Source organism: Klebsiella sp. NPDC088457, from assembly GCF_044900465.1.
GTDB lineage: Bacteria > Pseudomonadota > Gammaproteobacteria > Enterobacterales > Enterobacteriaceae > Klebsiella.
This window is the reverse complement of the sequence record NZ_JBJDNH010000047.1, coordinates 15748-40468: the sequence shown is the minus strand read 5'-3', so window position 1 is coordinate 40468 and position 24721 is coordinate 15748. Positions and strand designations below refer to the sequence as shown.

General features: G+C 52.4%; 21 protein-coding genes and 1 pseudogene. 5 read left to right on the top strand and 17 right to left on the bottom strand.

Features of this window, described 5'->3' with window-relative positions:
* Positions 1–57: 57 nt before the first annotated feature.
* Together nuoA and ACI2JR_RS23375 are read right to left on the bottom strand one after the other, a co-directional pair.
* Positions 58–285 (bottom strand): annotated as a pseudogene (gene nuoA / locus ACI2JR_RS23380) (NADH-quinone oxidoreductase subunit NuoA); the annotation flags it as partial.
* 650 nt (positions 286–935) lie between these two features.
* Positions 936–1862, bottom strand: coding sequence for a LysR family transcriptional regulator (locus ACI2JR_RS23375; RefSeq protein WP_462479577.1), 927 nt, complete (start codon positions 1860–1862; stop codon positions 936–938).
* Between the two features lie 888 nt (positions 1863–2750).
* On the opposite strand from ACI2JR_RS23375, the gene alaA reads away from it, so the two are divergent.
* Both alaA and yfbR read left to right on the top strand, forming a co-directional pair.
* A complete protein-coding gene (gene alaA, locus ACI2JR_RS23370; RefSeq protein WP_462479576.1) occupies positions 2751–3968 on the top strand; it encodes an alanine transaminase AlaA in 1218 nt (405 codons plus the stop codon).
* A gap of 82 nt (positions 3969–4050) precedes the next feature.
* A complete protein-coding gene (gene yfbR / locus ACI2JR_RS23365; RefSeq protein ID WP_462479575.1) occupies positions 4051–4650 on the top strand; it encodes a 5'-deoxynucleotidase in 600 nt (199 codons plus the stop codon).
* Positions 4651–4705: 55 nt separating this feature from the next.
* Here the strand turns inward: yfbR and ACI2JR_RS23360 are convergent, their stop codons facing one another.
* The 4 genes from ACI2JR_RS23360 to yfbV all read right to left on the bottom strand — a co-directional run bounded on the left by ACI2JR_RS23360 (position 4706) and on the right by yfbV (position 8321).
* The gene (locus ACI2JR_RS23360) at positions 4706–6538 is read right to left on the bottom strand and encodes an SLC13 family permease (protein ID WP_462479574.1); all 1833 of its coding nucleotides are present in this window, start codon (positions 6536–6538) and stop codon (positions 4706–4708) included.
* A gap of 76 nt (positions 6539–6614) precedes the next feature.
* Positions 6615–7274 carry a sugar phosphatase gene (locus ACI2JR_RS23355; RefSeq protein WP_132725671.1) on the bottom strand — a complete coding sequence of 220 codons (660 nt, stop codon included), beginning with the start codon at positions 7272–7274 and terminating at the stop codon, positions 6615–6617.
* Positions 7275–7285: 11 nt separating this feature from the next.
* Positions 7286–7780 carry a YfbU family protein gene (locus ACI2JR_RS23350; RefSeq protein ID WP_462479573.1) on the bottom strand — a complete coding sequence of 165 codons (495 nt, stop codon included), beginning with the start codon at positions 7778–7780 and terminating at the stop codon, positions 7286–7288.
* A gap of 85 nt (positions 7781–7865) precedes the next feature.
* On the bottom strand, positions 7866–8321 hold the full coding sequence (gene yfbV, locus ACI2JR_RS23345; protein WP_132725676.1) for a terminus macrodomain insulation protein YfbV: 456 nt from the start codon (positions 8319–8321) through the stop codon (positions 7866–7868).
* Between the two features lie 337 nt (positions 8322–8658).
* Here yfbV and ackA point away from each other — a divergent pair, with 337 nt between their 5' ends.
* From ackA to ACI2JR_RS23330, 3 genes are all read left to right on the top strand, one after another.
* Complete coding sequence (gene ackA / locus ACI2JR_RS23340) at positions 8659–9861, top strand: acetate kinase (RefSeq protein WP_132725679.1); 1203 nt, start codon at positions 8659–8661, stop codon at positions 9859–9861.
* Positions 9862–10042: 181 nt separating this feature from the next.
* A complete protein-coding gene (pta, locus tag ACI2JR_RS23335) occupies positions 10043–12184 on the top strand; it encodes a phosphate acetyltransferase (protein WP_132725681.1) in 2142 nt (713 codons plus the stop codon).
* A gap of 172 nt (positions 12185–12356) precedes the next feature.
* Positions 12357–15050, top strand: coding sequence for a sigma 54-interacting transcriptional regulator (locus ACI2JR_RS23330; protein ID WP_462479572.1), 2694 nt, complete (start codon positions 12357–12359; stop codon positions 15048–15050).
* A 36-nt stretch (positions 15051–15086) separates the two neighbouring features.
* Here the strand turns inward: ACI2JR_RS23330 and alsE are convergent, their stop codons facing one another.
* The 11 genes from alsE to ACI2JR_RS23275 form a co-directional block, all read right to left on the bottom strand.
* Positions 15087–15770 carry a D-allulose 6-phosphate 3-epimerase gene (gene alsE / locus ACI2JR_RS23325; RefSeq protein ID WP_462479571.1) on the bottom strand — a complete coding sequence of 228 codons (684 nt, stop codon included), beginning with the start codon at positions 15768–15770 and terminating at the stop codon, positions 15087–15089.
* 3 nt (positions 15771–15773) lie between these two features.
* Positions 15774–16817, bottom strand: coding sequence for a galactitol-1-phosphate 5-dehydrogenase (locus ACI2JR_RS23320; protein WP_132725689.1), 1044 nt, complete (start codon positions 16815–16817; stop codon positions 15774–15776).
* Positions 16818–16856: 39 nt separating this feature from the next.
* Entirely contained in the window at positions 16857–17420 is a 564-nt protein-coding gene (hxlB, locus tag ACI2JR_RS23315) for a 6-phospho-3-hexuloisomerase (protein ID WP_132725692.1), read from the bottom strand.
* Positions 17421–18461: a galactitol-1-phosphate 5-dehydrogenase gene (locus tag ACI2JR_RS23310; protein WP_132725694.1), complete on the bottom strand. Its 1041-nt coding sequence runs from the start codon at positions 18459–18461 to the stop codon at positions 17421–17423.
* An 83-nt stretch (positions 18462–18544) separates the two neighbouring features.
* Positions 18545–19399, bottom strand: coding sequence for a PTS system mannose/fructose/sorbose family transporter subunit IID (locus tag ACI2JR_RS23305; RefSeq protein ID WP_243655193.1), 855 nt, complete (start codon positions 19397–19399; stop codon positions 18545–18547).
* A gap of 15 nt (positions 19400–19414) precedes the next feature.
* Positions 19415–20155, bottom strand: a complete 741-nt coding sequence (locus ACI2JR_RS23300) for a PTS mannose/fructose/sorbose/N-acetylgalactosamine transporter subunit IIC (protein ID WP_132725697.1) — start codon at positions 20153–20155, stop codon at positions 19415–19417.
* Between the two features lie 200 nt (positions 20156–20355).
* A complete protein-coding gene (locus ACI2JR_RS23295) occupies positions 20356–20838 on the bottom strand; it encodes a PTS system mannose/fructose/N-acetylgalactosamine-transporter subunit IIB (RefSeq protein ID WP_462479570.1) in 483 nt (160 codons plus the stop codon).
* A 14-nt stretch (positions 20839–20852) separates the two neighbouring features.
* The gene (locus ACI2JR_RS23290; protein WP_132725701.1) at positions 20853–21242 is read right to left on the bottom strand and encodes a mannose/fructose/sorbose PTS transporter subunit IIA; all 390 of its coding nucleotides are present in this window, start codon (positions 21240–21242) and stop codon (positions 20853–20855) included.
* Positions 21243–21541: 299 nt separating this feature from the next.
* The gene (locus ACI2JR_RS23285) at positions 21542–22495 is read right to left on the bottom strand and encodes a transketolase family protein (protein WP_132725703.1); all 954 of its coding nucleotides are present in this window, start codon (positions 22493–22495) and stop codon (positions 21542–21544) included.
* Positions 22488–23318: a transketolase gene (locus ACI2JR_RS23280; RefSeq protein ID WP_132725706.1), complete on the bottom strand. Its 831-nt coding sequence runs from the start codon at positions 23316–23318 to the stop codon at positions 22488–22490. Before ACI2JR_RS23280 ends, ACI2JR_RS23285 begins: the two co-directional genes overlap by 8 nt.
* A complete protein-coding gene (locus ACI2JR_RS23275; RefSeq protein WP_462479569.1) occupies positions 23315–24706 on the bottom strand; it encodes a PTS ascorbate transporter subunit IIC in 1392 nt (463 codons plus the stop codon). The genes ACI2JR_RS23280 and ACI2JR_RS23275 overlap by 4 nt, the downstream gene beginning before the upstream one ends.
* Between the last annotated feature and the right edge of the window lie 15 nt (positions 24707–24721).

The window sequence follows — 24721 nt, the reverse complement described above, 5'->3', positions numbered from 1 at the left end:
AATTAAACGGATACAACCCAAAAATACAAACAGATAAACACAATAAACCTACAAGAAAAACAACAAAAATGCAAACAGATAAAACTTCGCAGAAAGACGTAAGCGAGCCGAACCAACGGAGTCGATCCCCGATTCAAACGGCGTATTTTTGCTACGCGCGCGCGCGCGACCGCCGAGGTACCAGCCCCCGACAAGCATCAGGCAGCACAGGCCGATGGCAATGATGAGAAATATAGCGAATGCCCAATGATGAGCGATGACTTCAGTGGATGTTGACATACGCATTGCTTAACCAAAAAAGTGTAGCGCTAAACCCTCTGCTCTTGCTGGCAGATGAACGCCACAGCGTTTCACGGGGAGGAATAAAAAAATAACCTTGCAAAAAAGCGTCCCTACTTAGCGTAGAAGGCTATATGCGGTGGCTTTTTACCCCTTTCTTTAACCTTTTGTCAACTTCAACAAAAGTTTTAACCACATTAATTTACATTAGGTTTTTTTCATTAACATTAAATGCCCTTTTATGCGAAATAACCTTGCATACAAACCGGATTTAGTGTTGTTGAATCGTGTCCGTTTCTGGTGTAAATCAAAATTACCCGTCTATTTTGACAGGATTTAGCTTCGATTCCTCCCCCTAAGGAGGGGTATTTTCTTGATCTGTGACACGCTTTTGTTAATTAAAGCTGTAAAACAGCAACAATACCGTCGGTTTTTTAACATTAGCATGAAGTATTGAAAGTGCAGGGAAAAGTCGGGAAGTGAGCACAGCAACTTGGTTAACTGATTGATAAATATAAAAATAAAACAAATAAATAGTAAAAATCGCTGTAAAATAAGAAAAAAAAGAACCGCAGGGCGTAATTCAAACCTCTGTGGCCCTTTTCTACACTTACAATTTGTTACCAGCTTTTTGTGATCTGCGTAACTAAATCCCCTCAGGAAACGAGGGAATTATCTCCCCCTTCCGGGGTAAAAACCGGCTCCGATGACCATGGGCTATCGTCCTGACGCAGCGAGCGGAAAATCGCCTGCACCAGTTCGTTCGCTTTCTGCGGATTGCTGCTCAGTACGTAATGCGTATCCGGCAGCCCCGGAAGACCGTCGTTTTCCCCCACCACGCGCAGTTCAGGACTCATCATTTCCACCGGCCGCGCCGTGACGCCAAGCCCCGCCTTCACCGCCGCTTTGACACCGGCAAGCGTCGAAGCGGAATGGGCCAGATGCCATGGGGTACGGGCGGCATTGAGCGCGGCAATGATATCCGCCCGGAACGGTCCCGGTTCTTCGAGCAGGATCAGCGGGATCGACTCCCCGTGCCGCAGGACATAATCGGCCGCGCAGTACCATAACGTTGGCGAAGTGCGCAACGTCAGGGTATCGACATATCCGGACTGGTGAGTGGTCAACGCGAGGTCAATCGCACCGTTGGCCAGCATCTCCACCGCCTCAACATGACTAAGGACTTTGATTTCCAGGTTCAGTTTCGGGTAGAGGCCGCCGATTCGGTTCAACAAAAACGGCAGAATCGTCTCTGCCGTTTCATCCGAGGCCCCTATCGTTAAGATGCCTTGCAGGCTGCTGAACATCAGCGACAGGCAGGCCTCATCATTAAAACGCAGGATTTTTCGGGCATAACCCAGCAGCTGGATACCCTGCTCGGTCAGTAATTTATTGCGCCCGTGGCGGGCAAAAAGTTCTTTTCCAACCAGCTGTTCCAGACGTTGCATCTGTTGGCTTACTGCGGATTGCGTACGGCATACCGCGGCGGCGGCGGCGGCGAACGTATTCAGATCGGCGACGGCAACGAATGTTCTCAGCAGATCGAGGTCGAGGTTTAGTATCGGACGATTTGCATTTATCATATGTGCTTCACTTACAGGTGGCGAATGCTGACCTGCCTTGTTGATGCTGTGCTCCAGGTTTCCGGCTATTCCTTGAGCCTTGTGCCATCCATAAAATGAATCGGCAACTGGAAGAACGTTATTGCATTTGAAAGTACTCGTCCGCGACAAGTGTGCGAAACGTCTGAGTAATATTTTGTTCGTAGTTCTACGCTTTTTATTACCGCGAGCGAGTTTCGGTGATGGCATTCAAAAAAACATCAATAACCAGAGCACTGCCATCAGCCCACAAGTCACGCGCTCGCAACCCGCACAAAGACGAACAAAAAAAGCCTGCAATAACAATATATTAACAACCAACCCGCGCTAACGGCAGGCCTTTAATCGATATTAACAGGTGTATCCTAACCGAAAACTGAATTATTTATAAGAGCTAATCTTTACTATTAAAGCTAATTTTAAATTTTTTTTCAGCTCTTTAATTAAATTAACAAAAATCAGAATTCCGCTGGCGAAAAAATAAAAAATTTTTAATTTGTTAAATATTCTCGCTCAGCATATTTAACATTAGCGTTACAGCCATCCTACTTAAATAGTTATACACCTTTTTACGCCGGGTCGCGCTAAACGTACAAAAAACGTGCTCCGATGTCTCCCGACCGGCAGAAAACCAGATAAACGTTCATTAAATAGCGAAAAACACACAATATTTAACCATTAAATTACCAATGGAAGGCATATTGTATAAAACAAAAAGCCCGGCATCAGCTAAATTGATTACTCCAAAAAAATCATATTAGCAAAATCTTCTCCTGTTAACCCTTCAAAACCTCGGGGATGAAGAGTACATTGTTCCGTGCTGACTTCCACGGCAGGGAGTGGCGATAACAGCTAAAAGGTCAAAGGTTCATGTCCCCTATCGAAAAATCCAGCAAGTTAGATAACGTCTGCTACGACATCCGCGGCCCGGTTCTGAAAGAGGCAAAACGTCTTGAAGAAGAAGGCAATAAAGTCCTGAAACTGAACATCGGCAACCCGGCGCCGTTCGGCTTTGATGCCCCCGACGAGATCCTTGTTGACGTTATTCGCAATCTCCCCACCGCCCAGGGCTACTGTGATTCGAAAGGCCTCTACTCTGCGCGCAAGGCCATCATGCAGCACTATCAGGCTCGCGGCATGCGTGACGTAACGGTGGAAGATATTTATATCGGCAACGGCGTCTCAGAGCTGATCGTCCAGGCCATGCAGGCGCTGCTGAACAGCGGCGATGAGATGCTGGTTCCCGCGCCGGATTACCCGCTGTGGACCGCTGCGGTATCGCTCTCCAGCGGCAAAGCGGTGCACTATCTGTGCGATGAATCGGCTGACTGGTTCCCGGACCTTGACGATATTCGCGCCAAAATCACCCCGCGCACCCGCGGCATCGTGATCATCAACCCGAACAACCCGACCGGGGCGGTATACTCAAAAGAGCTGCTGATGGAGATCGTTGAGATTGCCCGCCAGCACAACCTGATCATCTTCGCCGATGAGATCTACGACAAGATCCTCTACGACGAGGCCCAGCACCATTCGATCGCCGCGCTGGCCCCTGACCTGCTGACGGTCACCTTTAACGGCCTGTCTAAAACCTATCGCGTGGCCGGATTCCGCCAGGGCTGGATGGTTCTGAACGGGCCGAAAAAACACGCGAAGGGCTACATTGAAGGGCTGGAGATGCTGGCCTCCATGCGCCTGTGCGCCAACGTACCGGCGCAACACGCGATTCAAACCGCCTTAGGCGGCTACCAAAGCATCAGTGAATTTATCGTCCCCGGCGGTCGGCTGTATGAGCAGCGCAATCGCGCCTGGGAGTTGATCAACGAGATCCCCGGCGTCTCCTGCGTCAAGCCGAAAGGAGCGCTGTATATGTTCCCGAAAATCGACGCGAAGCGCTTTAACATTCACGACGATCAGAAGATGGTGCTCGACTTCCTGCTGCAGGAGAAAGTGCTGCTGGTTCAGGGGACCGCCTTTAACTGGCCGTGGCCGGATCATGTGCGTATTGTCACCCTCCCGCGCGAGGACGATCTGGAAATGGCGATTTCTCGCTTTGGCCGCTTCCTCTCCGGCTATCATCAGCTCTGATAAGCCTTGCCGCCGGTGTTTGCATCCGGCGACAATCCCTGCGCACAATAGCACCCGATGTTGTCACTGATTAAGGGTTCCTATGAGTCAGAGTCATTTCTTTGCCCACCTCTCTCGCCTGAAGCTGATTAACCGCTGGCCGTTGATGCGCAATGTCCGCACCGAAAACGTCTCCGAGCACAGTCTGCAGGTAGCGATGGTCGCCCACGCGCTGGCCGCTATTAAGAACCGTAAGTTTGGCGGCACGGTTAATGCCGAGCGAATTGCGCTCCTGGCAATGTATCACGATGCGTCGGAGGTCTTAACCGGCGATCTCCCGACCCCGGTAAAATATTTCAATTCGCAGATTGCGCAAGAATATAAGGCGATCGAAAAGATTGCCCAGCAAAAGCTGATCGACATGGTTCCTGACGAACTGCGCGATATCTTTGCACCGCTGATCGACGAGCATCTCTATAGCGAAGATGAGCAGTCGATCGTCAAACAGGCCGACGCGCTTTGCGCCTACCTGAAATGCCTGGAAGAGCTGTCGGCCGGTAACAACGAGTTTTTACTGGCTAAGGGCCGGCTTGAGAAGACCCTGGCGTCTCGCCGCAGCGAGGAGATGGACTACTTTATGCGGGTGTTCGTCCCCAGCTTCCAGCTGTCGCTGGACGAAATCAGCCAGGATTCCCCGCTGTAAATCGGCGCTAACCCGGCTTGCGGTGAACACCGCCTGAGCCGGGCTATCGAGCCGTTCAGAAGGGGAACAGCACCGGAATGAGCAGCACGCAAACCACCATCACCAGCACGGTAAACGGCACGCCAATCTTGACGAAGTCGCTGAAGGTGTATTTCCCGGGGCCCAGTACCAGAGTATTCACCGGCGAAGAGACCGGTGTCATGAAGGCCGCCGATGCCGCCATCGCCACCACCATGGCAAAGGGATAAGGCGAAACGTCCATTGATTTCGCCGCCGCCAGCGCTATCGGCGCCATCAGCACCGCCGTTGCGGTGTTGGAAATAAACAGACCGATGGTCGCGCACATCACGAACAGGCAGCCCAACATCACATACGGGCCTTGACTACCGGCCACATCCATTAGCCCCTGAACCACCAAATCGACGCCGCCGGTTTTTTGCAGCGCCAGCGCAAACGGCATCATACCAACAATTAAAATAATGCTAGGCCAGTGGATGGCTTTATAGGCGCTCTCGGCATTGATGCAGCGGAATTTCCCCATCAGCAGACAGGCGATAATGGCGGCGATAGGATTGGGGATCTCATCGGTGAGCATCAGGGCGACCATCAGCACCAGGCAGAAGATCGCATGCGGGGCCTGACTGTGCGCGGGCGAAGCGTCATTCACTTCAACCGGCATGTTGAGGACCACAAAATCACGACCGCGTTTCGCCAGCTGGCCGATGTACCGCCAGTCCCCCACCACCAGCATAATATCGCCCAGTTGCAGCGACTCATCGACCACTGAACCATCAAGGGCCTTGCCATCGCGTTTCAGGCCAACGATATTGAGGCCAAAGCGGGTACGAAAACCGATTTCGCGCACCGTTTTGCCGATCAGCTCCGAGTCAGGAATCAATGACACCTCCGCCATGCCGACATCCAGCGCCTGGTCAGCGAAATATTCGCCGCGCAGCACCATCGGTTCGAGCATCTGCTCCCCGCAGAACTGACGTAAATCGACGTCTGAAGCCGACATATCGATCAGCAGCACATCGCGGGCGCGAAATTCAGAGACGCCGTTAACATTCACGATAACCCGGCGAAAACGACGCCAGCGCTCCACGCCGATGACGTTCGCGCAGTAGCGTTCACGCAGCTTAAGGTCATCCAGGCGTTGACCAATCATCGGCGAGCCCGGGCGAATCGCCAGCCGACGGGCCCGGCCGGTCAAATGGTACTCTTTGATTAAATCGCGAAAGGTGCTTCTTTTACGCCCGTCGCGCGTCTGTTCGCCCTCGCCGCCGCGCAGCATAAAGCGCACCGCCAGCATATAAACTACGCCCAGCACCAGTACCACCAGGCCGATCGGCGTCACGCTAAAAAAACTAAACCCCTCCAGCCCTTCACGCAGCAGCTCGCTGTTCACCACCAGGTTTGGCGGCGTGGCGACCAGCGTCATCATCCCGCTGATCAGGCCGGCAAAACTGAGCGGCATCATCAGGCGCGAGGGCGAGGTATTCATCCGCAGCGAGACGCTGAGCACCACCGGAATAAAGATCGCCACCACGCCGGTTGAGCTCATAAAGGCCCCCAGACCGGCGACGGTCAGCATCAGAAAGACCAGCATTTTCGTTTCGCTGTTGCCGGCCACTTTCACCAGCCAGCTGCCGACCTTGGTGGCGACCCCGGTACGCACCAGGCCATCGCCAATAATAAATAGCGCCGCGATCAAAATCACGTTCGGGTCGCTAAATCCGGAGAACGCTTCGCTGAGCGTCAGCGTGTCGCTGAGCACGAAGGCCACAATAACCAGCAGCGCGATCGCATCCACGCGCACTTTCCCGCTGGCAAAGAGCACAACCGCGACGGCAAGAAGAGACAACACCCAAATCAGTTCACCGTTCACAACCTATCCTTGTCTGAAGATGGAGCCGGAATTTTTGCATAAAAAAGCCCCGGCGATGCGGGGCTATATCATGAGATCACGCTTTAAGAGCGACATTCACCCTACCGTCCGCCAGCTTCTCAACCGCCAGGCTTTCAAGGCTGGTCAGCACAAAATCGGCTTCATTGAGACGAGGCGCATCCGCCGGCACATTCACGGCGATGGTATGACACCCGGCGGCCAGCCCGGAAAGTAGCCCGGCTGGCGCATCCTCCACCACGACGCACTCCTGCGGCGCCAGTCCCAGCAGTTCCGCTCCGAGCAGGTAGGCATCCGGCGCCGGTTTGCCATGCTTCACGCGCTCCGCGGTGACGAAGACTTTAGCCTCAGGCAGCCCCGCAGCGCGATGGCGGGCGTGGGCAACGGGCACCGAACCTGAGGTGACGATGGCCCACGGGATCCCCGCCTCATCCAGAGTGGCCAGCAGCGCGACCGCGCCCGGCAGCGCCGTGATGCCATCGGTATCCGCCGCTTCCACCGCTTCAAGATAGGTGAACTCCGCCTGGATCTCCTCTTCACTGCGCCCCGCTAAAAAATGGCGTAAAGAGGTGATTGCCTGCTTGCCATGAATGAAGTTAAGCACCTCATCACGCGGGATGGCGAATCGATCCGCCCATTTGCACCACGCGCGTTCCACCACCGGCAACGAATCGACCAACGTCCCGTCAAGATCAAACAGGAAACCTTTACACTGCACGGGAACCTCCATCAGGCATTAATAATGTGATTAATTTCGTTACTGCTTAAATGATACTGGCGCGGGCAAGAGTGCCAAACGCTGAGCATCCGCTGATATTTATCCCACATCGGCGTTTGAGAGTTGAAGCCGTGGGTGCCGGCGTCGAAGTGGCTATAGCGCCCTTCAACGTTAACGATAAAGCGCACATAGCCGAGGAAACGCGCTTCGCTTGCCACGTCAAACCCGAGGAAGGTCACCCGGCGTTCGTCAATTTCACTGGCGTCCTTCAGGTTGGCCCAGGAGACATGCAGCGCATGATACATTTCCATGATATCAATGACGGTACGGCAGGTTTCTTCCGTCAGCTGGCCAAATTCGCGGTCCAGCTCGCGCATTTGCAGTCCGTATCCACTCTCAATGATGGTCTGTAGACGGCGGTAACGTTCAGCGTTGTCCGGGTCGAGCATCGTCATCATCTTGTACTGATTCGATAAAATCAGACGCTGCGCATTGGTCATTTCCATTTTTGACTCCTGTAGCACTTTATGGCGTGAAAAAAGAAGGCGCATTAATTATGCGCCTTCTTTTATATGCGTTTTCCCTGGTGAATTACAAATCATCAAGGAAAGTTTTATCCAGTTGTTTGAAGGCGCGCTTAAGCGTGTCAGCCAGAGCCTGATAATCCGGCTTGCCGTCAACCGGCGCCAGCGCCTGCCCTGCCTCCTGCAATTTGCCGCGCACTTCATAAAACCAGTTCAGTACCGATGGCGGCAGCGGCGTTACCGAACGCTTGCCCAACCACCATAATCCCTGCATCGGTAAACTCAGGGCGAACAGCGCGGTCGCGACCGCCGGGCCAAGCTGACCGCCTAGCGCGATTTGCCAGCACAGCGTAAAGATAGCGACCGGCGGCATAATGCGGATCGCGTAGCGGGTGGCGCGAATGATGCGGTTTTCAATAAATACCGGGGCGAGGCGTTTGTCCAAAGGCCAGGTCTTTGCATAGTGCTGCCCGTGGCGAAACAAGCCAAAAAAGCTAACGGGGCGATTCTCGGGGGTCGACATGGCTTTACCTCAACTTTACATATAAATCTTAAAATATTCGTGCAAAACACCAACTATGCATGACAACGTTCAAAACATTTTGGCAATGGCTGCGGCAATCAGGTATCCTGTGCCCGCCTGAAAGGGCGATAGACCCTTTGACCAGGTTAGTCAAATTATCGCACATTCTGCCATTGGCTGAAAATTATCCAAAATGGCATAAAATCAAATGTACTTCTCCCATCGTGCCCGAAAACAGAACAAGGCATGATGTTAATCATAAATGTCGTTGTCATCCTGCGCTACGCTTTGTGACACACTGACGTTTTTTTAGCCACGTATCATAAAAGGTACTTCCATGTCGAGTAAGTTAGTACTGGTTCTGAACTGCGGTAGCTCCTCACTGAAATTTGCTATCCTTGATGCCGTAAACGGTGACGAATATCTGTCTGGTTTAGCTGAATGTTTCCATCTTCCTGAAGCCCGTATCAAATGGAAAATGGATGGCAGCAAACACGAAGCGGATCTCGGCGCTGGCGCCGCTCACAGTGAAGCGCTTAACTTTATCGTTAACACTATTCTGGCACAAAAACCAGAACTGTCTGCTCAGCTGACCGCAATCGGCCATCGTATCGTTCACGGTGGTGAAAAATACACCAGCTCCGTGGTCATTGATGACTCCGTGATTCAGGGCATCAAAGATTCCGCCTCTTTCGCGCCGCTGCACAACCCGGCTCACCTGATCGGTATTGCTGAAGCACTGAAATCCTTCCCGCACCTGAAAGATAAGAACGTTGCCGTGTTCGACACCGCGTTCCACCAGACCATGCCGGAAGAATCCTATCTGTACGCCCTGCCGTACAGCCTGTACAAAGAGCACGGCGTACGTCGCTACGGCGCACACGGCACCAGCCACTTCTACGTGACTCAGGAAGCGGCAAAAGTCCTCAACAAACCGGTTGAAGAACTGAACATCATCACCTGCCACCTGGGCAACGGTGGTTCTGTTTCCGCGATCCGCAACGGTAAATGCGTTGACACCTCTATGGGTCTGACCCCGCTGGAAGGCCTGGTCATGGGTACCCGCTCTGGCGATATCGACCCGGCCATCATTTTCCATCTGCACGACTCCCTGGGCATGAGCGTTGATGCGATCAACAAAATGCTGACCAAAGAGTCTGGCCTGCTGGGTCTGACCGAAGTTACCAGCGACTGCCGCTATGTTGAAGACAACTACGCAGATAAAGCAGACGCTAAACGCGCGATGGACGTTTACTGCCACCGCCTGGCGAAATACATCGGTTCCTACACCGCGCTGATGGACGGCCGTCTGGATGCCGTGGTCTTCACCGGCGGTATCGGTGAAAACGCGGCCATGGTACGCGAGCTGTCGCTGGGCAAACTCGGCGTTCTGGGCTTCGATGTTGATCACGAGCGTAACCTGGCGGCCCGTTTCGGCAAGTCTGGCTTCATCAACAAAGAAGGCACCCGCCCGGCTCTGGTCATCCCGACCAACGAAGAGCTGGTCATCGCGCAAGACGCCAATCGTCTGACTGCCTGATGCCACACCGCCAGCGATAACCTTAAATACTTCGCGTTGCAGGAAGGCGGCCCGCAAGGGCGAGGCTTATGGATGAGCCGGGTTACCAGGCCAACGTAGATGCAACCTGAAGTATGACGAGAAGCTGGTGGTGCAGTTTTGTCTCCCGCCTGATACTGGCGGTAACGAAAGAGGATATATCGTGTCCCGTATAATCATGCTGATCCCTACCGGAACCAGCGTTGGCCTGACCAGCGTCAGCCTCGGTGTTATCCGTGCGATGGAGCGCAAAGGCGTTCGTCTTAGCGTCTTTAAACCTATCGCCCAACCACGCGCTGGCGGCGATGCGCCAGACCAGACCACCACCATCGTACGCGCAAATTCCAATCTTCCGGCCGCCGAGCCGCTGAAGATGAGCCACGTCGAGTCGCTGCTGTCCAGCAATCAGAAAGACGTGCTGATGGAAGAGATCATCGCTAACTACCACGCAACGACTCAGGATGCTGAAGTCGTGCTGGTTGAAGGCCTGGTTCCGACCCGTAAACACCAGTTCGCTCAGTCCCTGAACTTCGAAATCGCTAAAACGCTGAACGCGGAAATCGTCTTCGTCATGTCTCAGGGTACCGATACCCAGGAACAGCTGAACGAACGTATCGAACTGACCCGCAACAGCTTCGGCGGCGCGAAGAACACCAACATCACCGGTGTTATCGTCAACAAGCTGAACGCACCGGTTGACGAACAGGGGCGTACTCGTCCCGATCTGTCGGAAATTTTCGATGACTCCTCGAAAGCGAAAGTGGTGAAGATCGATCCGGCTCAGCTGGCCACCGGCAGCGCGCTGCCGATTCTGGGCGCGGTACCGTGGAGCTTCGATCTGATTGCTACCCGTGCTATCGATATGGCGCGCCACCTGAATGCCACCATCGTCAACGAAGGCGACATTAACACCCGCCGCGTGAAATCGGTGACCTTCTGTGCGCGCAGCATTCCGCACATGCTGGAACACTTCCGCGCCGGCTCTCTGCTGGTGACTTCCGCAGACCGTCCTGACGTGCTGGTTGCCGCCTGCCTCGCCGCCATGAACGGCGTTGAAATCGGCGCCCTGCTGCTGACCGGCGCCTACGAAATGGACGCTCGCGTGAGCAAGCTGTGCGAACGTGCGTTCGCTACCGGCCTGCCGGTATTCATGGTCAACACCAACACCTGGCAGACCTCCCTGAGCCTGCAGAGCTTCAACCTCGAAGTCCCGGTTGACGATCACGAGCGTATCGAGAAAGTTCAGGAATACGTGGCCAGTTACATCAACGCCGACTGGATCGAGTCTCTGACCGCCACCTCCGAGCGTAGCCGTCGCCTGTCTCCTCCGGCCTTCCGCTACCAGCTGACCGAGCTGGCGCGCAAAGCGGGCAAACGTGTGGTTCTGCCGGAAGGCGATGAGCCGCGTACCGTTAAAGCCGCCGCCATTTGTGCAGAGCGCGGTATTGCGACCTGCGTGCTGCTGGGTAACCCGGATGAGATCAACCGCGTTGCCGCCGCTCAGGGCGTGGAACTGGGCGCAGGCATCGAAATCGTCGATCCGGAAGTGGTTCGCGAGAGCTACGTGGCTCGCCTGGTCGAACTGCGTAAGAGCAAGGGCATGACCGAAGCGGTCGCGCGCGAGCAGCTGGAAGACAACGTGGTTCTCGGCACCCTGATGCTGGAACAAGACGAAGTCGACGGTCTGGTTTCCGGCGCGGTACACACCACCGCCAACACCATCCGTCCGCCGCTGCAGCTGATCAAAACGGCGCCGGGCAGCTCGCTGGTCTCTTCCGTGTTCTTCATGCTGCTGCCTGAACAGGTTTACGTTTACGGCGACTGCGCGATCAACCCGGATCCGACCGCAGAACAACTGGCCGAAATCGCGATTCAGTCCGCAGACTCCGCGATTGCGTTCGGCATTGAGCCGCGCGTGGCGATGCTCTCCTACTCCACCGGGACTTCCGGTGCCGGTAGCGATGTGGAGAAAGTGCGTGAAGCGACCCGTCTGGCTCAGGAAAAACGTCCTGACCTGATGATCGACGGTCCGCTGCAGTACGATGCTGCGGTGATGGCTGACGTGGCGAAGTCCAAAGCGCCGAACTCTCCGGTTGCCGGCCGCGCCACCGTGTTCATCTTCCCGGATCTGAACACCGGTAACACCACTTACAAAGCCGTACAGCGTTCCGCTGACCTGATCTCCATCGGGCCGATGCTGCAGGGTATGCGTAAGCCGGTGAACGATCTGTCCCGCGGCGCGCTGGTTGACGATATCGTCTACACCATCGCGCTGACCGCGATTCAGTCTTCCCAGCAGCAGTAATTTGCTGTCAATTAACCCCCTCTTATCGAGGGGGTTTGCATATAAATCCCCCACTCTCCGTAAGTCATTCCGCGCAAAATACAGGTTCTGTATCTTTTCTTGCTGGCTCACAGTAATAATCACCAGACTTTATATAATTACCCTACCCTGTAAATTATAATCAAAAGACAAAATGACCCGTAAAAAAAGAATCCTTACTTATCTCGCTGATTTATGTAAAAAAATACCGGGCGGCACAACAACGCAACAAATATCCGAGACGCTGAAAATTTCACGCCCGAACGTCAGTAGTGATTTAAATATGCTGGTTAAAGAGGGAGTTATCTCTAAAAGTAACACACGTCCGGTTTATTATTTTGTCAACACCGAATTAATCAGCGAAAAAGTAAGTTCTCCGGCTATCGACGATCCTTTCACTTATCTGATTGGCTATCATGACAGTTTGCAAAAACAAATTAGTCAGGCAAAGGCTGCTATTATTTACCCACCGCACGGCCTACATACGTTGTTAACCGGTGAGACCGGTACTGGTAAAAGTTTGTTTGCCCGGCTAATGTATAACTATGCTATCGCCCGGCGGCTTCTGAAAGAACAAGCACCTTTTATTGTGTTTAACTGTGCCGATTATGCCAGCAACCCACAGCTGTTGGTTTCTCATATTTTTGGTCATGCCAAAGGAACGTTTACCGGCGCCGATAAAGACAAGCCCGGTCTGTTAAGTGAAGCCGACGGCGGTATGCTTTTCCTTGACGAGGTACACCGTCTGCCACCGGAAGGTCAGGAGATGATCTTCTACTTTATCGATACCGGAACATGGGGACAGCTCGGTGAAACAAAGCGCGATCGCCGCGCCGAGATCCTGCTCATCTGCGCCACAACTGAAGATCCCAGCTCCTCATTACTCTCCACCTTCCTGAGAAGAATCCCCATCACCATCAATTTACCCGGCCTCGCTAACCGCCTTCCTGAGGAGCAAGTTGAGCTACTTAAATTTTTACTTAAAATCGAGGCGGCGCGCATTGGCTGCACGATCACCATCGATGCTGACAGCGCCAAATCGATACTTGGCAGCTCCTTTGCTGGCAATGTGGGTAAACTTAAATCGACAATTCAGTCGGTCTGCGCCCATTTTTTTGTGGAAAAACATCAGCAGCAACAGATGCTGGATATCCGCTTTGAGCAGCTCGCGCTGGATATCAAAACGGGGATCTTTAATCTTAAACGTAATAATGATTATCTGGCCCGCCTGCAATATAGCCTGGGCGATATTATGACTATTTTACCGGACGCCATTCCCGCTCATCCGGCACTCAGCATCAACAAAAACGACAGCCCGTTACGAATGTATGATTTTATTGATAATAAAATTAATTTTATGCTGGAGCAGAACTTTACCGATAGCGATATCAACCGCTTTATCACTTCGGAAATTAATAACTATATTGATGTTAAGCTTCCGCGAATGCGCCAGTGGTTCGATCACGGGCTAGATAAGAAAATGCTACTTTTTTGTCAGTCGCTTAAAACAGAAATTGAGCTACAGATGGGAAAAGAGTTCGGCGATAATTTTCTGTTCTCACTGGGGTATCACCTGACGAATCTCACCCGGAACCACACTCATTCCCCCGGTAATAGCTGGATACGCCGCTACCGGGTTAACAAACTCCCGGAATATGATTCCGCCTTAACCATTAAGAAACGACTGCAAGATGAATTCAGTATCGACATTCATGAAGATGAAGTAGCTTACCTGACCATTTTACTCAGCTCACTGGTGATCCGCGAAAAAGAGAAGTTGATCCACGTAATTGTCGCCACCCACGGGGATTTCATTGCCAGTAATATGGTAGACATTGCCCGTACGCTGATCGCCGAAGAGAACATTTCGGCGGTTAATATGCCTCTGAATATTCGTCCCAACCAGGCCATCGCACAGATAAAAGAGACGATTCTGGCAACGCCTAACGCCCGGGGATTTTTACTGTTGGTCGATATGGGCTCGCTGCTGCATGCCGGGGATATTATCGCCCAGGAGTGCCGGATAGCGATGCGTACCCTGGATATGGTCTCTACCCCGCTGGTGATCGAGGCGCTGCGCCGCACGTCCATTCTCAATGTCGAACTGGACGATATCTATTTCAGTCTACTCCATTTCAAAGGCTACGGCGCGAATCAGCATCGGGAACAGCCGGTGCCTGATAAGCCGTTGGCGGTTCTGGCCATCTGTTCTTCTGGCGAGGGGATCGCTAAAAAACTGCAGTCGCTGTTGCGTTCGGTACTAGATGAAATCAACCGCAGCGATATTCACATTATAAATCTTTCCGCCGATGAAATGTTCAGTCGACGGCAGAGTTTGTTAAGCGAGTACCAGGTACTGCTCTCGGTTGGGATAGTCGATCCAGAGTTTAATCTGCCTCATATTCCGCTAGCGGAATTTTTTTCCCGCCAGGGAGAGCTTAAGTTTCAGACGGTGATCGGCAGCAGCTACGTTCGCCAAAACAGGGCTGACAACCCAGTCACTCTGACCAAATTGAGCGAACAGTACCTGCAGGATTTCGTGGTTTTTCTCAACCCCAAAAAGGCGGTGCCCATTGTGATGTCATTTATTCAGGTGATTAAGGAGCATCGGCGGCTGGAGGATCAGGGCAGCGGATTACTTAACATCTGCGTACATATTTGCCTGGCTCTCGAACGTTCAGTACGTAACGAGACCATTACCTACAACAAACAGAACAGGGAGGAATATCTTTCCAGCCCGGTAATGGCGATTTACCAGACGGCGAACGATATGCTGGAAAATAAAACAGGGGTAAAACTAAGCGATGACGAACTACTCTACATTATGGATATGCTGGAGGACAAATAGAGGAAGCGGCGCGATGTCAGCATCGCGCCCGTCCCTTTACACCGGAGCTAAAGCCTCCTGCAGGTCGGATTGCATCATTTGCCACGCCGCTGCAATTTCCGGCGCATGGTTAAATAGTCCGCTTGAACCCATGATCAGAATATCGGCTCCTGCTGCCATCAGGCTGGCGTAGGTATTCTTGTTACAGGAACCATCAACCTCAATCAGGTAGTTCAGGCCATGCTGTTCACGCCATGAGGCAAAAGCTTTTATTTTTCCCAGCATTTCAGGAATAAACACCTGGCCGGCGAATCCCGGATCGACGGTCATAATGGTGACCTTATCAATACGGGCCAGGTAAAGCGTCACATCCTCCAGCTGAGTTTCCGGGTTGAGCACCAGCCCGCACTGCATTCCCACCCGACGAATAGTATCAATCAAACGGAAGGCTTTTCCGTTGACCGCCTCCGCGTGAAAGCTGACCATTGTCGCCCCGGCTTTCGCGAGGGGCGCAACGTAATTTTCCGGATCTGTCACCATCAGATGACAGTCGATCGGCGCTTTGGCCAGCTGACTCAGGCTTGAAACAAACCAAGGGGAAAGCGTCAAATTCGGAACAAAGTGTCCATCCATAATGTCCACGTGAAACCAGGCAACCTTGTCGTTCAGAAACTGAATCTGATTGCGAAACTCAAGCAGATCCATGCACATAAGTGAAGGTGCAATAGCCGGTAATTTCATAAGTTACTCCTGTGCCGTCACCATGCATTTGCAGGTAAATTGCTGACGCTGATGAATGGCGTTTAAGAGATCGATCGCCTGTCCGATACCAACCTGATGGGAAATGAGGTCACTAACTTGCAAAGCGCCGGAACTGATAGCCCGCGCTGCATCCGCCCATTCATCGTGGGGATCTCCTTTGTAGACTGAGTTGTACACACCGGTCAGCGTTAGCTCCTTACGCATCGCCCGGTCATAGGCAAGGCGTGGAATAACCATTTCCTCATGGCAATTGCCCAGCAGCATCACGCTGCCAAAGGTACGGCAGGCATCCAGCGCGAAGCAAAGCCCAGGAGCGCTACCGCTGCCTTCAATGACCACATGGGCACCTCCGTCGGTTAGCTGTCGAAGACTATCCAGCGCCCCTGCCTCATCGCAGCGCAGCGCATACTCAAAGCCGAGCTGTTTGCAGAAGGCGATTTTGTCGGGATCGATATCCAGCAGCACAATTTTTCCGGCTCCGTGGAGCTGCGCCCAGCGGGCGGTTAGCAGTCCGATCGGCCCCGCGCCAATAATAGCCACGGTGTCGTTGAGGTCGAGCGCCGCCCGCCGTACCACGTGTAGCGCGATTGTGGCGGGCTCCAGCATCGCCGCCTGCGGATAGCTAACGTCGTCAGCAAAAAATACCAGGTTAAATAGCGGCACCGTAAGATATTCGCTAAAACCGCCATCGCAGCGGGAGCCGTACGAGCTGTAGTTCAGACATCTGGCATAGTGATGATGCCGGCAGAACACGCAGTCGTGACAGGGTTTGATGGGGAACACCGCCACCCGTCGCCCGATGAGCGCTTCATCTCCCCCGATCCCTACGGCGTCAATCCGTCCGGAAAATTCGTGGCCGATCACCCGAGGAAATGACGGCGTTCCCGTGCGCCATATTCTGGGAATATCCGATCCGCAGACCCCGGAGGCCATCACTTTGACCCTGACCTCTCCGCTTTTCGGTACCGGTAATTCTCGCTCCTCCAGCGCCAGATCGCCCACAGCACGTAGTGCAACAACTTTCATGTCATCCTCCTGCGGGACATGACGGCCCGCATTAGCAAATCATTCCAGGTTCGCATGGTTCAGGCGGACCTGCTCAAAGGTCATACCCTGCATATCCATAATGCGCAGGCAGATAAGATCGCCAAAAATCATCAGCGATTGTTCAAACAAGGTAGTCATCGGTTGAATAGACATTTGCGTGCCGCTGCCGGACTTAGAACCGCAGTGGAAATCCACCACCACGTCTGACATACGGGCAATGGTGCTTGCCGGGCTGGAAGTCAGGTGTACCACCGTCGCGCCATAGCGTTTCGCACATTGGGCAATATGTTTCGGAAAGATAGACTCACCCGATCCGGAGCCCACCACCAGCACATCGCCAGGAGCAATAGGCGGTTCATTAATAGCGCCGACCTCACAGGCGGTAATGCCGATGTGGTTCAGGCGTTTGACCGTGGTTTCCAGCGCCAGCGCAACACGACCGACCCCGACGAAAAAGACCTTATTGGCCTGGCGTAGTGCCGCAATATAGTCGGCAATCTGCGCCTCATCGATGTTCTTTAATACCGATGCAATTTCACTGGTAATCGCCTGCGCCGCTGCTGAATAACTTGCGTTCGTCATTTAAATCACCATCATTGCTTTACAGAATAAGGTGTCATTCGCATGAACCAGGTCGAAAAGATCGGCGAGTCCATCAATACCCACCTCATGGGTGATTAAATCGCTAACTTTGAGTTTTCCGCTGCCGATGGCCGCTGCAGCATCCTGCCATTCGTCATGTGGCTGCTGCTTATAAACGGAGTTGAAGACCCCAAGAAGCGCGGCTTCTTTACGCATAAATTTGTCATAGACGCCGCGGGGAATATGCATATCCCCATGAGGGTTGCCGAGCATCAGTACCTTGCCAAACACGCGGCAGGAAAGAAGAGAGTTGGAGAGTCCGCCGGAGGAACCGCTGCCTTCAATACAGACATCTGCACCGTTGCCCTCGGTCTGATGCATGACCCAGTCAACCGGATCGTCCCGACGGGCGTCGCACAGTAGTTCAAAGCCCAGAGAACGGCAGAAATCGATTTTCTTACTGTCAACATCGACCAGCATGACTTTACGCGCGCCATAAATCGCCGCCCAGCGCGCGATCATGATACCAATCGGCCCGGCACCATAAATCACTACGTTATCGTTCATATCCAGACGAGCGCGGCGCATCACGTGCAGTCCAACAACGGCAGGTTCCAGCATAGCCGCTTCACGTAAATCCGCATCGTCATTCAGGAACACAAGGTTAAATAATGGGACGGTCAGATATTCACTAAATCCACCATCCTGTCGGGAACCGAAGTAGCTGTACTGAATGCATTTTGCAAAGTGACGCTCCTGGCAAAAGGCACATTTGTTACAGGGAATCAGAGGGAATATTGCCACTTTGCGACCAATTAGCCCCGAATCCACATCCTCCGCAACTTTTTCAATCTGGCCGGAAAATTCGTGGCCAAGCACAATGGGATAATGATACGGGCCGTTAACAAACGCGCGCGGAATATCGGAACCACAAATACCTGCGGCGCGAACTTTTACTAACACCTCTCCGGCAGCAGGTACAGGAACAGGTCTTTCCTCGAGTGAAAACTTACCTAATTCCGTCAATGATAATACTTTCATTTGATTATCCTCTATAATTCAGGCGTGCGTCCAGATTACAGGCCAAAGACCTGTAATCTGAGGCAAGCCGGATGTAATTTAAGTTATTGTGCAGGAACCGCCAGAATACCAAGCCAGGAGGTAATAATGCCGACGATAAATATAACCGCAATAACCGTATTGGGTTTCATTTTTCGGCGAATCATTTTTAGTATGCCGAGTGTAATTATCAGCGGAATTAACGATGGTAATAATGTATTTAAAATATCCTGAATGCCAATATTAGCACCTTTAATATGTATCACCAATGGGGTCACAATATCAACGCGCGAAGCCGCCATACCTCCGACCACCATTAGCCCAATAAGCCCAAAGGCATCGGTCAGTTTATCCATTAAGCCTTTTTTCAAAATATCCAGGATCACCGTGCGACCTTTTCGATAGCCCAGAAAGAACATATTTAAACTGCAGAAGATCATGATGAACTTATACCCCAGCTCAAAGAGTATGGGGCCGGCGAAATTTCCCTGAATCGCCAGATTACAGGCGATAGCCGCGAGAATAGAGTAAACAATGGCCTGGAGAGTGTCGCCGATCCCGGCTACCGGCCCCATCAATCCAGAACGTAGCGAGGTTATCGCTTCCGGCGGCAGATCCATACCTTTTGCTCTCTGCTCTTCCATTGCCACCGATACACCGGTAATCACGTGGCCGCAGAATGACGGTTCGGTATTAAAGAAATTAAAATACTTCTTCAATTCTTTCACCTGCCGGGCTTTATCCCCCGGATAGAGTTTGCGTACTACCGGAACCATCGCACTGGCCTGTCCTAAAGCCTGTAAACGTTCGTAGTTATAACAGGTTTCTGACGAGTAATTTAACGCCCAGGTTTTTAACAGTTCAGTACGGGTCAGAATTTCACCTACCGCAGTTTTGTCGGTTTCGTTATTCATAGTCATAATTATTATTTCCCGTTATTTCTCGACAGAGAATTTCGTATTAACGTTCAGAATAACGGCGGCGATAATAGCAAACACCGCAATCGCCATAATTCCAAGTTTAAGAAATGCAACAAGGAAAAAACCAAGGAAGAAAAACGGCATCAGATGCTTTTTCCCCAGGAATGAAACCAGCATGGCAATACCCAACGCTGGCATAATGCCGCCAATGACCTGGAACGCATTAACCAGCTCCTGCGGAATTTTTGCCAGCATTTCACGCATAAAATCGGCACCGAAATAGACCATCGCAAATGCCGGTAGTCCCACCAGAATAAAGATAACGAAGAATGAAGGCACATAGTTCATCAGACGCATACCGGTAATATTGCCGCGCTCCAGCATCGCTTCAGCTTTATGCACCCACAGCGCGTTAATACTCATCGACGCCTGGAAAGTCAAAATGCCCAACAACGAGAACGGCACCGCGAATACCACCGCCGTTGACGGCTCCGCTCCGCTGAGGATGGTCATGGCCGTACCAAATACCGATGCCACAGGTAAGTTTCCGGGCATCGTACCACCGACCGTCATCCAGCCAAGATAAGCAAGGTTGATATAGGCGGCAGCTTTCATCCCTTCGACCGGTTCACCGAGAGCTAACGCTACCAGGAAACCGGAAATAATCGGGTAGAGCCAGGTTCGAGTAATAAGGTGGCTGACCCACCAGTTACTCATAGTAGCGATCAGAGCAACAAGAATAGCTGAAAGTAACATAGTACTTTGTCCTCTTATTATATTTTGCCGGATTTAACACCAGCATATAGTTTGCAGGAATAACGCTATCTGTCTGCATACTGCAATGCTTAGGGTAATCATCCCCCTGCCACATAACGCGACATAACACACTATCAGTCATCTTCTTTATGATGATGCAACGGCACGCCAGAAATAAATGGCGTGCAATTGCCAACTTTTCACAAATAGCTCATCAAATTTGCCGGTGTATCCCCGGGAAGCACCTGAATTTGGATCGGAATACCCATTTTATCTATATCCTTGAATGCCTGACGTTCGGCATCGGATGCGGCGAGATTACGATAAAGGCGGGAACGGTTTTCATTTACCCCCATACCACCCACCGTCAAATTCTGAAATTTAGCCCCGACATTAAGCATTTTCAATACTGTTAGTGGGCTCTTCACCAGAATAATAATATTGTCGCTATTATTATCGGAGCTCACTTCACTAAGCTTTAGCGCAGCGGCCTCAGCATCATAAATATTGAGTGTCATGTTATTAGGAACCGCCATTTCCAGTACCGAAATCATAAACTCATCATTGACCAGTTCATCGTCAACAATAATGATCTTTGTGGCATTAAGATGTTTAACCCACCCTGTCATTACCTGGCCATGGATCAATCGGTCATCAATTCGTAAAAGCGATATCATAGACATTGTGATTTCCTTTTTTACAGGGGTTTTATCGCACTTTTCCCAACGTTTACCGATAATGTCACCAGTTCCTCCAGCGAAGAGACGTCCTGACGCTCCAGTAAAATATTAACTAGCATCGGAATATTGACTCCGGCGATGAGTCGGGTATCCTGCCGGTGTTTAACAAAATAGCTTGAAGCATTAAAAGGGGTTCCAGAATGAATATCCACCAGGAGTAATAGCGGAATATCCTCTGAAATATCAGAAATAATTACCGCGAGCTTTTTTATTAAACTTTCAAGATTTTCTCCGGGCATAAAATCAACGGTCAAAACATGTTTCTGGCTACCAATAAGCATATTGGTAGTATTAATCAGTTCACACGCCAGGTTGCCATGCGTCACAACAATAACGGAACATTCCATGGCTAACGATTCCTCTTTATCGATGGGCGGATTATGTCAGGTCCTCCTTTCTCACTTTTGCATCCTGAGAAAGCATCTCATACGATAAAGCAGTTATCGTGCCAAATTATAAATATATAAATTTATCAATGTATTAAAAAATAATATAATACTGTGTATGGCGACAGAAGTGAGTGTATCGGTTTAACAGGCTAAGTGTATCGGCCCTGGGGGTAAGCGTTGAAGAGTGTATTGTTGACAGCAGAATAATGGCAAAAAAACAGAAAAAGCTCCCACAGTTCAACTGTGGGAGCCCGCGCTTACAGCAGTTCCCGCGCGCTGGAAACAATGTCGTGCGCCGTCAGGCCGTACTCCTTTTGCAGGTAGTCCTGCGTTCCCACCTGGCCATAGCGCTCCTTCACGCCAACCCGGCGCATCGGTACCGGGCAAGTCTCTACCAGCACTTCCGCCACCGCCGATCCCAGTCCGTTGTGGATACTGTGATTTTCACAGGTCACAATGCGTCCGGTTTTCTCGGCGTAATTTTTTACCAGCATGCGGTCAATGGGCTTCAGAGTAAACATATCGATAACCGCCGCGCTGACCCCCTCCTGTTCAAGCTGACGTGCCGCCTCCAGCGCCTCGGCCACCATGATACCGTTCGCAATCAGCGTAATATCATCGCCTTCGCGCAGCACATTTCCCTTGCCGATGGTGAAGGTCGAACCCGGCGCATAGACGCTCGGCGCCTGCTTACGGATGGTTCGTACCCAGTAGAACCCCTCGAGATCGATCAGTTGACGCAGAATATCCTCAAACATCGTCGCATCGGTTACTTCCAGCACCACCGAATGCGCTAATCCGCGGACAATGCCCATATCTTCAAACGACATATGGGTACCGCCGTTATGACAGGCGGTCACCCCGGCATCCGAGGCGATGACCTTGACGTTATTGCGCTGATAATCCAGGGACATAAACAGCTGATCGAAACAGCGACGGCTGGCGAAGGCGGTAAAGGTATGCACAAACGGCTTGCGCCCGGTCAGCGACAGCCCCGCGGCAGTGCCGATCACGTTGGCCTCCATAATGCCGCAGTTGATGACATGCTGCGGGTATTTCCGCGCAACGCTGTCCATCGCCATCGAACTCATCAGGTCCGCTTCAAGAGCAATAATCGACGTCCCCTTCTCCACCTGCTGTGAGACGAAACCGGCGTAGATCTTACGCATTTCTACGGCATCTTTTTGTCCTGCGGGTGCAACCTTAATCATGCTCGGCCTCCAGTTGGCGAATCGTCTCGTTGAGCGCTTCTGCCATTTCGTCGGTCAGGCGCAGGTGGTGGGAGTTGCTGAGCTGCTCCAGATACGGTACGCCCTGCCCTTTAATACTGTCGAGGATCACCACCCGCGGACGGGCATCTGCCGCCGGTCGCGGAGAGACCGTTTCAAGCAGCCGCGGTATGTCGTCCCCTTTTACTGTGACCACATCAAAACCAAAGGCGCGGAACTTCCCCTCCAGATCAAAGGCACAGATAATTTCGTCCAGTTCGCCGTCAAGCTGCTGTTTATTCCAGTCGACAAATATCGTCAGGTTAGTTAAACGATGATGGGCAATAAACTGGAACGCCTCCCAGCACTGGCCTTCATTAAGTTCGCCATCGCCGACGATGCAGAACACCCGGTTAGCGCGCCCCGCCAGCTTATGCGATAACGCCATTCCTCCGGCAATGGAAATCCCCTGTCCCAGCGAACCGGTGGTGGCATCCACACCGCGGGTCTTCAGACGATCGGGATGGCTGGGCAAGCGGGTGCCGTTATGATTCAACGTGCTGAGCTCCTCGATCGGAAAGTAGCCCTTGATGGCTAAGGTGCTGTACAGCGCCGGGCCGGCGTGGCCTTTCGACAGCACAAAGTAATCACGTTCCGGCCAGTCGGGATCCGCCGGGTCAATGTTCATCACCTCGCCATACAGTACGGCGAGCGTCTCCACCACAGACATGCTGCCGCCGTAGTGGCCAAAGCCGAGCTGCGTCAGCGTTTTAAGCGTGGCAACGCGGATATCGCGCGCCAGCTGCGTCACTTCATTCACATTCATGGTTTCGCTCCGGTGTTTGCCTGCGTGTTACCACGCGCAGATTTGTTTTTAGCCAGCACGTTGTACGCCACCAGCAGCGCGAACAGCGCCACGACGAGCCCGGTAATGGCAAATGGCGATAAATAGCGCGCGAGATTGCCCAGCACGATGCCGATAGCGCCAAAGTCAGCATCGGAGAAGGTGGTGTTGGCAAAACCGATAGCGCCTAATACCGGCAGCAGCAGCACCGGCAGGAAAGTAATCAGCAGGCCATTGGCGAACGCGCCAATCATCGCCCCGCGGCGCCCGCCGGTAGCATTGCCAAACACCCCGGAGGTCGCGCCGGTAAAGAAGTGCGGCACCACGCCGGGGAGGATCAACACCAGCTTCATCTGTCCGAGCAGGAACAGCCCCACCAGTCCCCCGAGGAAGCTGAACAGGAAGCCAATCAGCACCGCGTTAGGCGCATAGGGATAGACGACCGGGCAATCCAGCGCCGGACGGGCGTTCGGCACCAGTTTTTCCGAGAAGCCGGTAAACGCCGGAACGATCTCCGCCAGAATAAGACGCACGCCCTGCAGAATGATGAACACGCCGGCAGCAAAGGTGATGGCCATAATGATGGCGTACACCAGGTAGTTCTGACCGCCGCTGAAGGTGCTTTCGACATACTCTCGTCCGGCGCTCACCGCCATAATCAGATAGATAATCATCATGGTCAGGGAGATAGAGATTGAGCTGTCGCGCAGGAAGCTTAAATTCTTCGGCAGGTTCATCTCTTCGGTAGAACGCGAGCCTTTGCCGCACAGGCTGCCAATCCAGCCGGCGAGGACATATCCCAGGGTGCCGAAGTGGCCAAACGCAATATCGTCGGTACCGGTAATCCGCTTCATATAACGCTGCGCCAGCGCCGGGAAGAAGGCCATCACCAGGCCTAAAATCAGCGAACCGGTGAACACCAGGCCGATGCCATCAAAGCCGGCCACGGTGAGGATCACGCCAATCATGCAGGCCATATAGAAGGTGTGATGCCCGGTCAGGAAGATATATTTCAGGCGCGTAAAACGGGCGACAATAATATTGGCTACCATGCCAAAAGCCATGATTAGCGCCGTCGATGCACCATATTTCTCCAGCGCAATGGAGACGATGGCTTCATTATTGGGAATAATCCCCTGGATATTAAACGCATGTTCAAACATGCCGCCCAACGGATTTAACGACCCCACCAGCACCGTTGCCCCGCCGCCTAACACAATAAACCCGAGAATGGTTTTAACCGTCCCTTTCACGACGTCGGAAAAAGATTTTTTCTGCGCCACGAGACCAATCAGGGCAATTAATCCCACCAGTACCGATGGGACTTTGAGAATATCAACAACAAAATTCAGCGTCTCAAGGATAAACATATCCGCCTCGCTTAA

Excerpts from the sequence above, each read along its gene's own strand:
- ACI2JR_RS23350 (WP_462479573.1), bottom strand. The coding sequence starts at position 7,780 with ATGGAAATGACCAATGCGCAGCGTCTGATTTTATCGAATCAGTACAAG.
- ACI2JR_RS23330 (WP_462479572.1), top strand. The coding sequence starts at position 12,357 with ATGACCCGTAAAAAAAGAATCCTTACTTATCTCGCTGATTTATGTAAA.
- ACI2JR_RS23295 (WP_462479570.1), bottom strand. The coding sequence starts at position 20,838 with ATGTCTATGATATCGCTTTTACGAATTGATGACCGATTGATCCATGGC.
- ACI2JR_RS23290 (WP_132725701.1), bottom strand. The coding sequence starts at position 21,242 with ATGGAATGTTCCGTTATTGTTGTGACGCATGGCAACCTGGCGTGTGAA.
- ACI2JR_RS23320 (WP_132725689.1), bottom strand. The coding sequence starts at position 16,817 with ATGAAAGTTGTTGCACTACGTGCTGTGGGCGATCTGGCGCTGGAGGAG.
- alsE (WP_462479571.1), bottom strand. The coding sequence starts at position 15,770 with ATGAAATTACCGGCTATTGCACCTTCACTTATGTGCATGGATCTGCTT.
- ACI2JR_RS23310 (WP_132725694.1), bottom strand. The coding sequence starts at position 18,461 with ATGAAAGTATTATCATTGACGGAATTAGGTAAGTTTTCACTCGAGGAA.
- yfbV (WP_132725676.1), bottom strand. The coding sequence starts at position 8,321 with ATGTCGACCCCCGAGAATCGCCCCGTTAGCTTTTTTGGCTTGTTTCGC.
- ACI2JR_RS23285 (WP_132725703.1), bottom strand. The coding sequence starts at position 22,495 with ATGATTAAGGTTGCACCCGCAGGACAAAAAGATGCCGTAGAAATGCGT.
- yfbR (WP_462479575.1), top strand. The coding sequence starts at position 4,051 with ATGAGTCAGAGTCATTTCTTTGCCCACCTCTCTCGCCTGAAGCTGATT.
- ACI2JR_RS23305 (WP_243655193.1), bottom strand. The coding sequence starts at position 19,399 with ATGACTATGAATAACGAAACCGACAAAACTGCGGTAGGTGAAATTCTG.
- ACI2JR_RS23375 (WP_462479577.1), bottom strand. The coding sequence starts at position 1,862 with ATGATAAATGCAAATCGTCCGATACTAAACCTCGACCTCGATCTGCTG.
- alaA (WP_462479576.1), top strand. The coding sequence starts at position 2,751 with ATGTCCCCTATCGAAAAATCCAGCAAGTTAGATAACGTCTGCTACGAC.
- ACI2JR_RS23280 (WP_132725706.1), bottom strand. The coding sequence starts at position 23,318 with ATGAATGTGAATGAAGTGACGCAGCTGGCGCGCGATATCCGCGTTGCC.
- hxlB (WP_132725692.1), bottom strand. The coding sequence starts at position 17,420 with ATGACGAACGCAAGTTATTCAGCAGCGGCGCAGGCGATTACCAGTGAA.
- ACI2JR_RS23275 (WP_462479569.1), bottom strand. The coding sequence starts at position 24,706 with ATGTTTATCCTTGAGACGCTGAATTTTGTTGTTGATATTCTCAAAGTC.
- ACI2JR_RS23300 (WP_132725697.1), bottom strand. The coding sequence starts at position 20,155 with ATGTTACTTTCAGCTATTCTTGTTGCTCTGATCGCTACTATGAGTAAC.
- ackA (WP_132725679.1), top strand. The coding sequence starts at position 8,659 with ATGTCGAGTAAGTTAGTACTGGTTCTGAACTGCGGTAGCTCCTCACTG.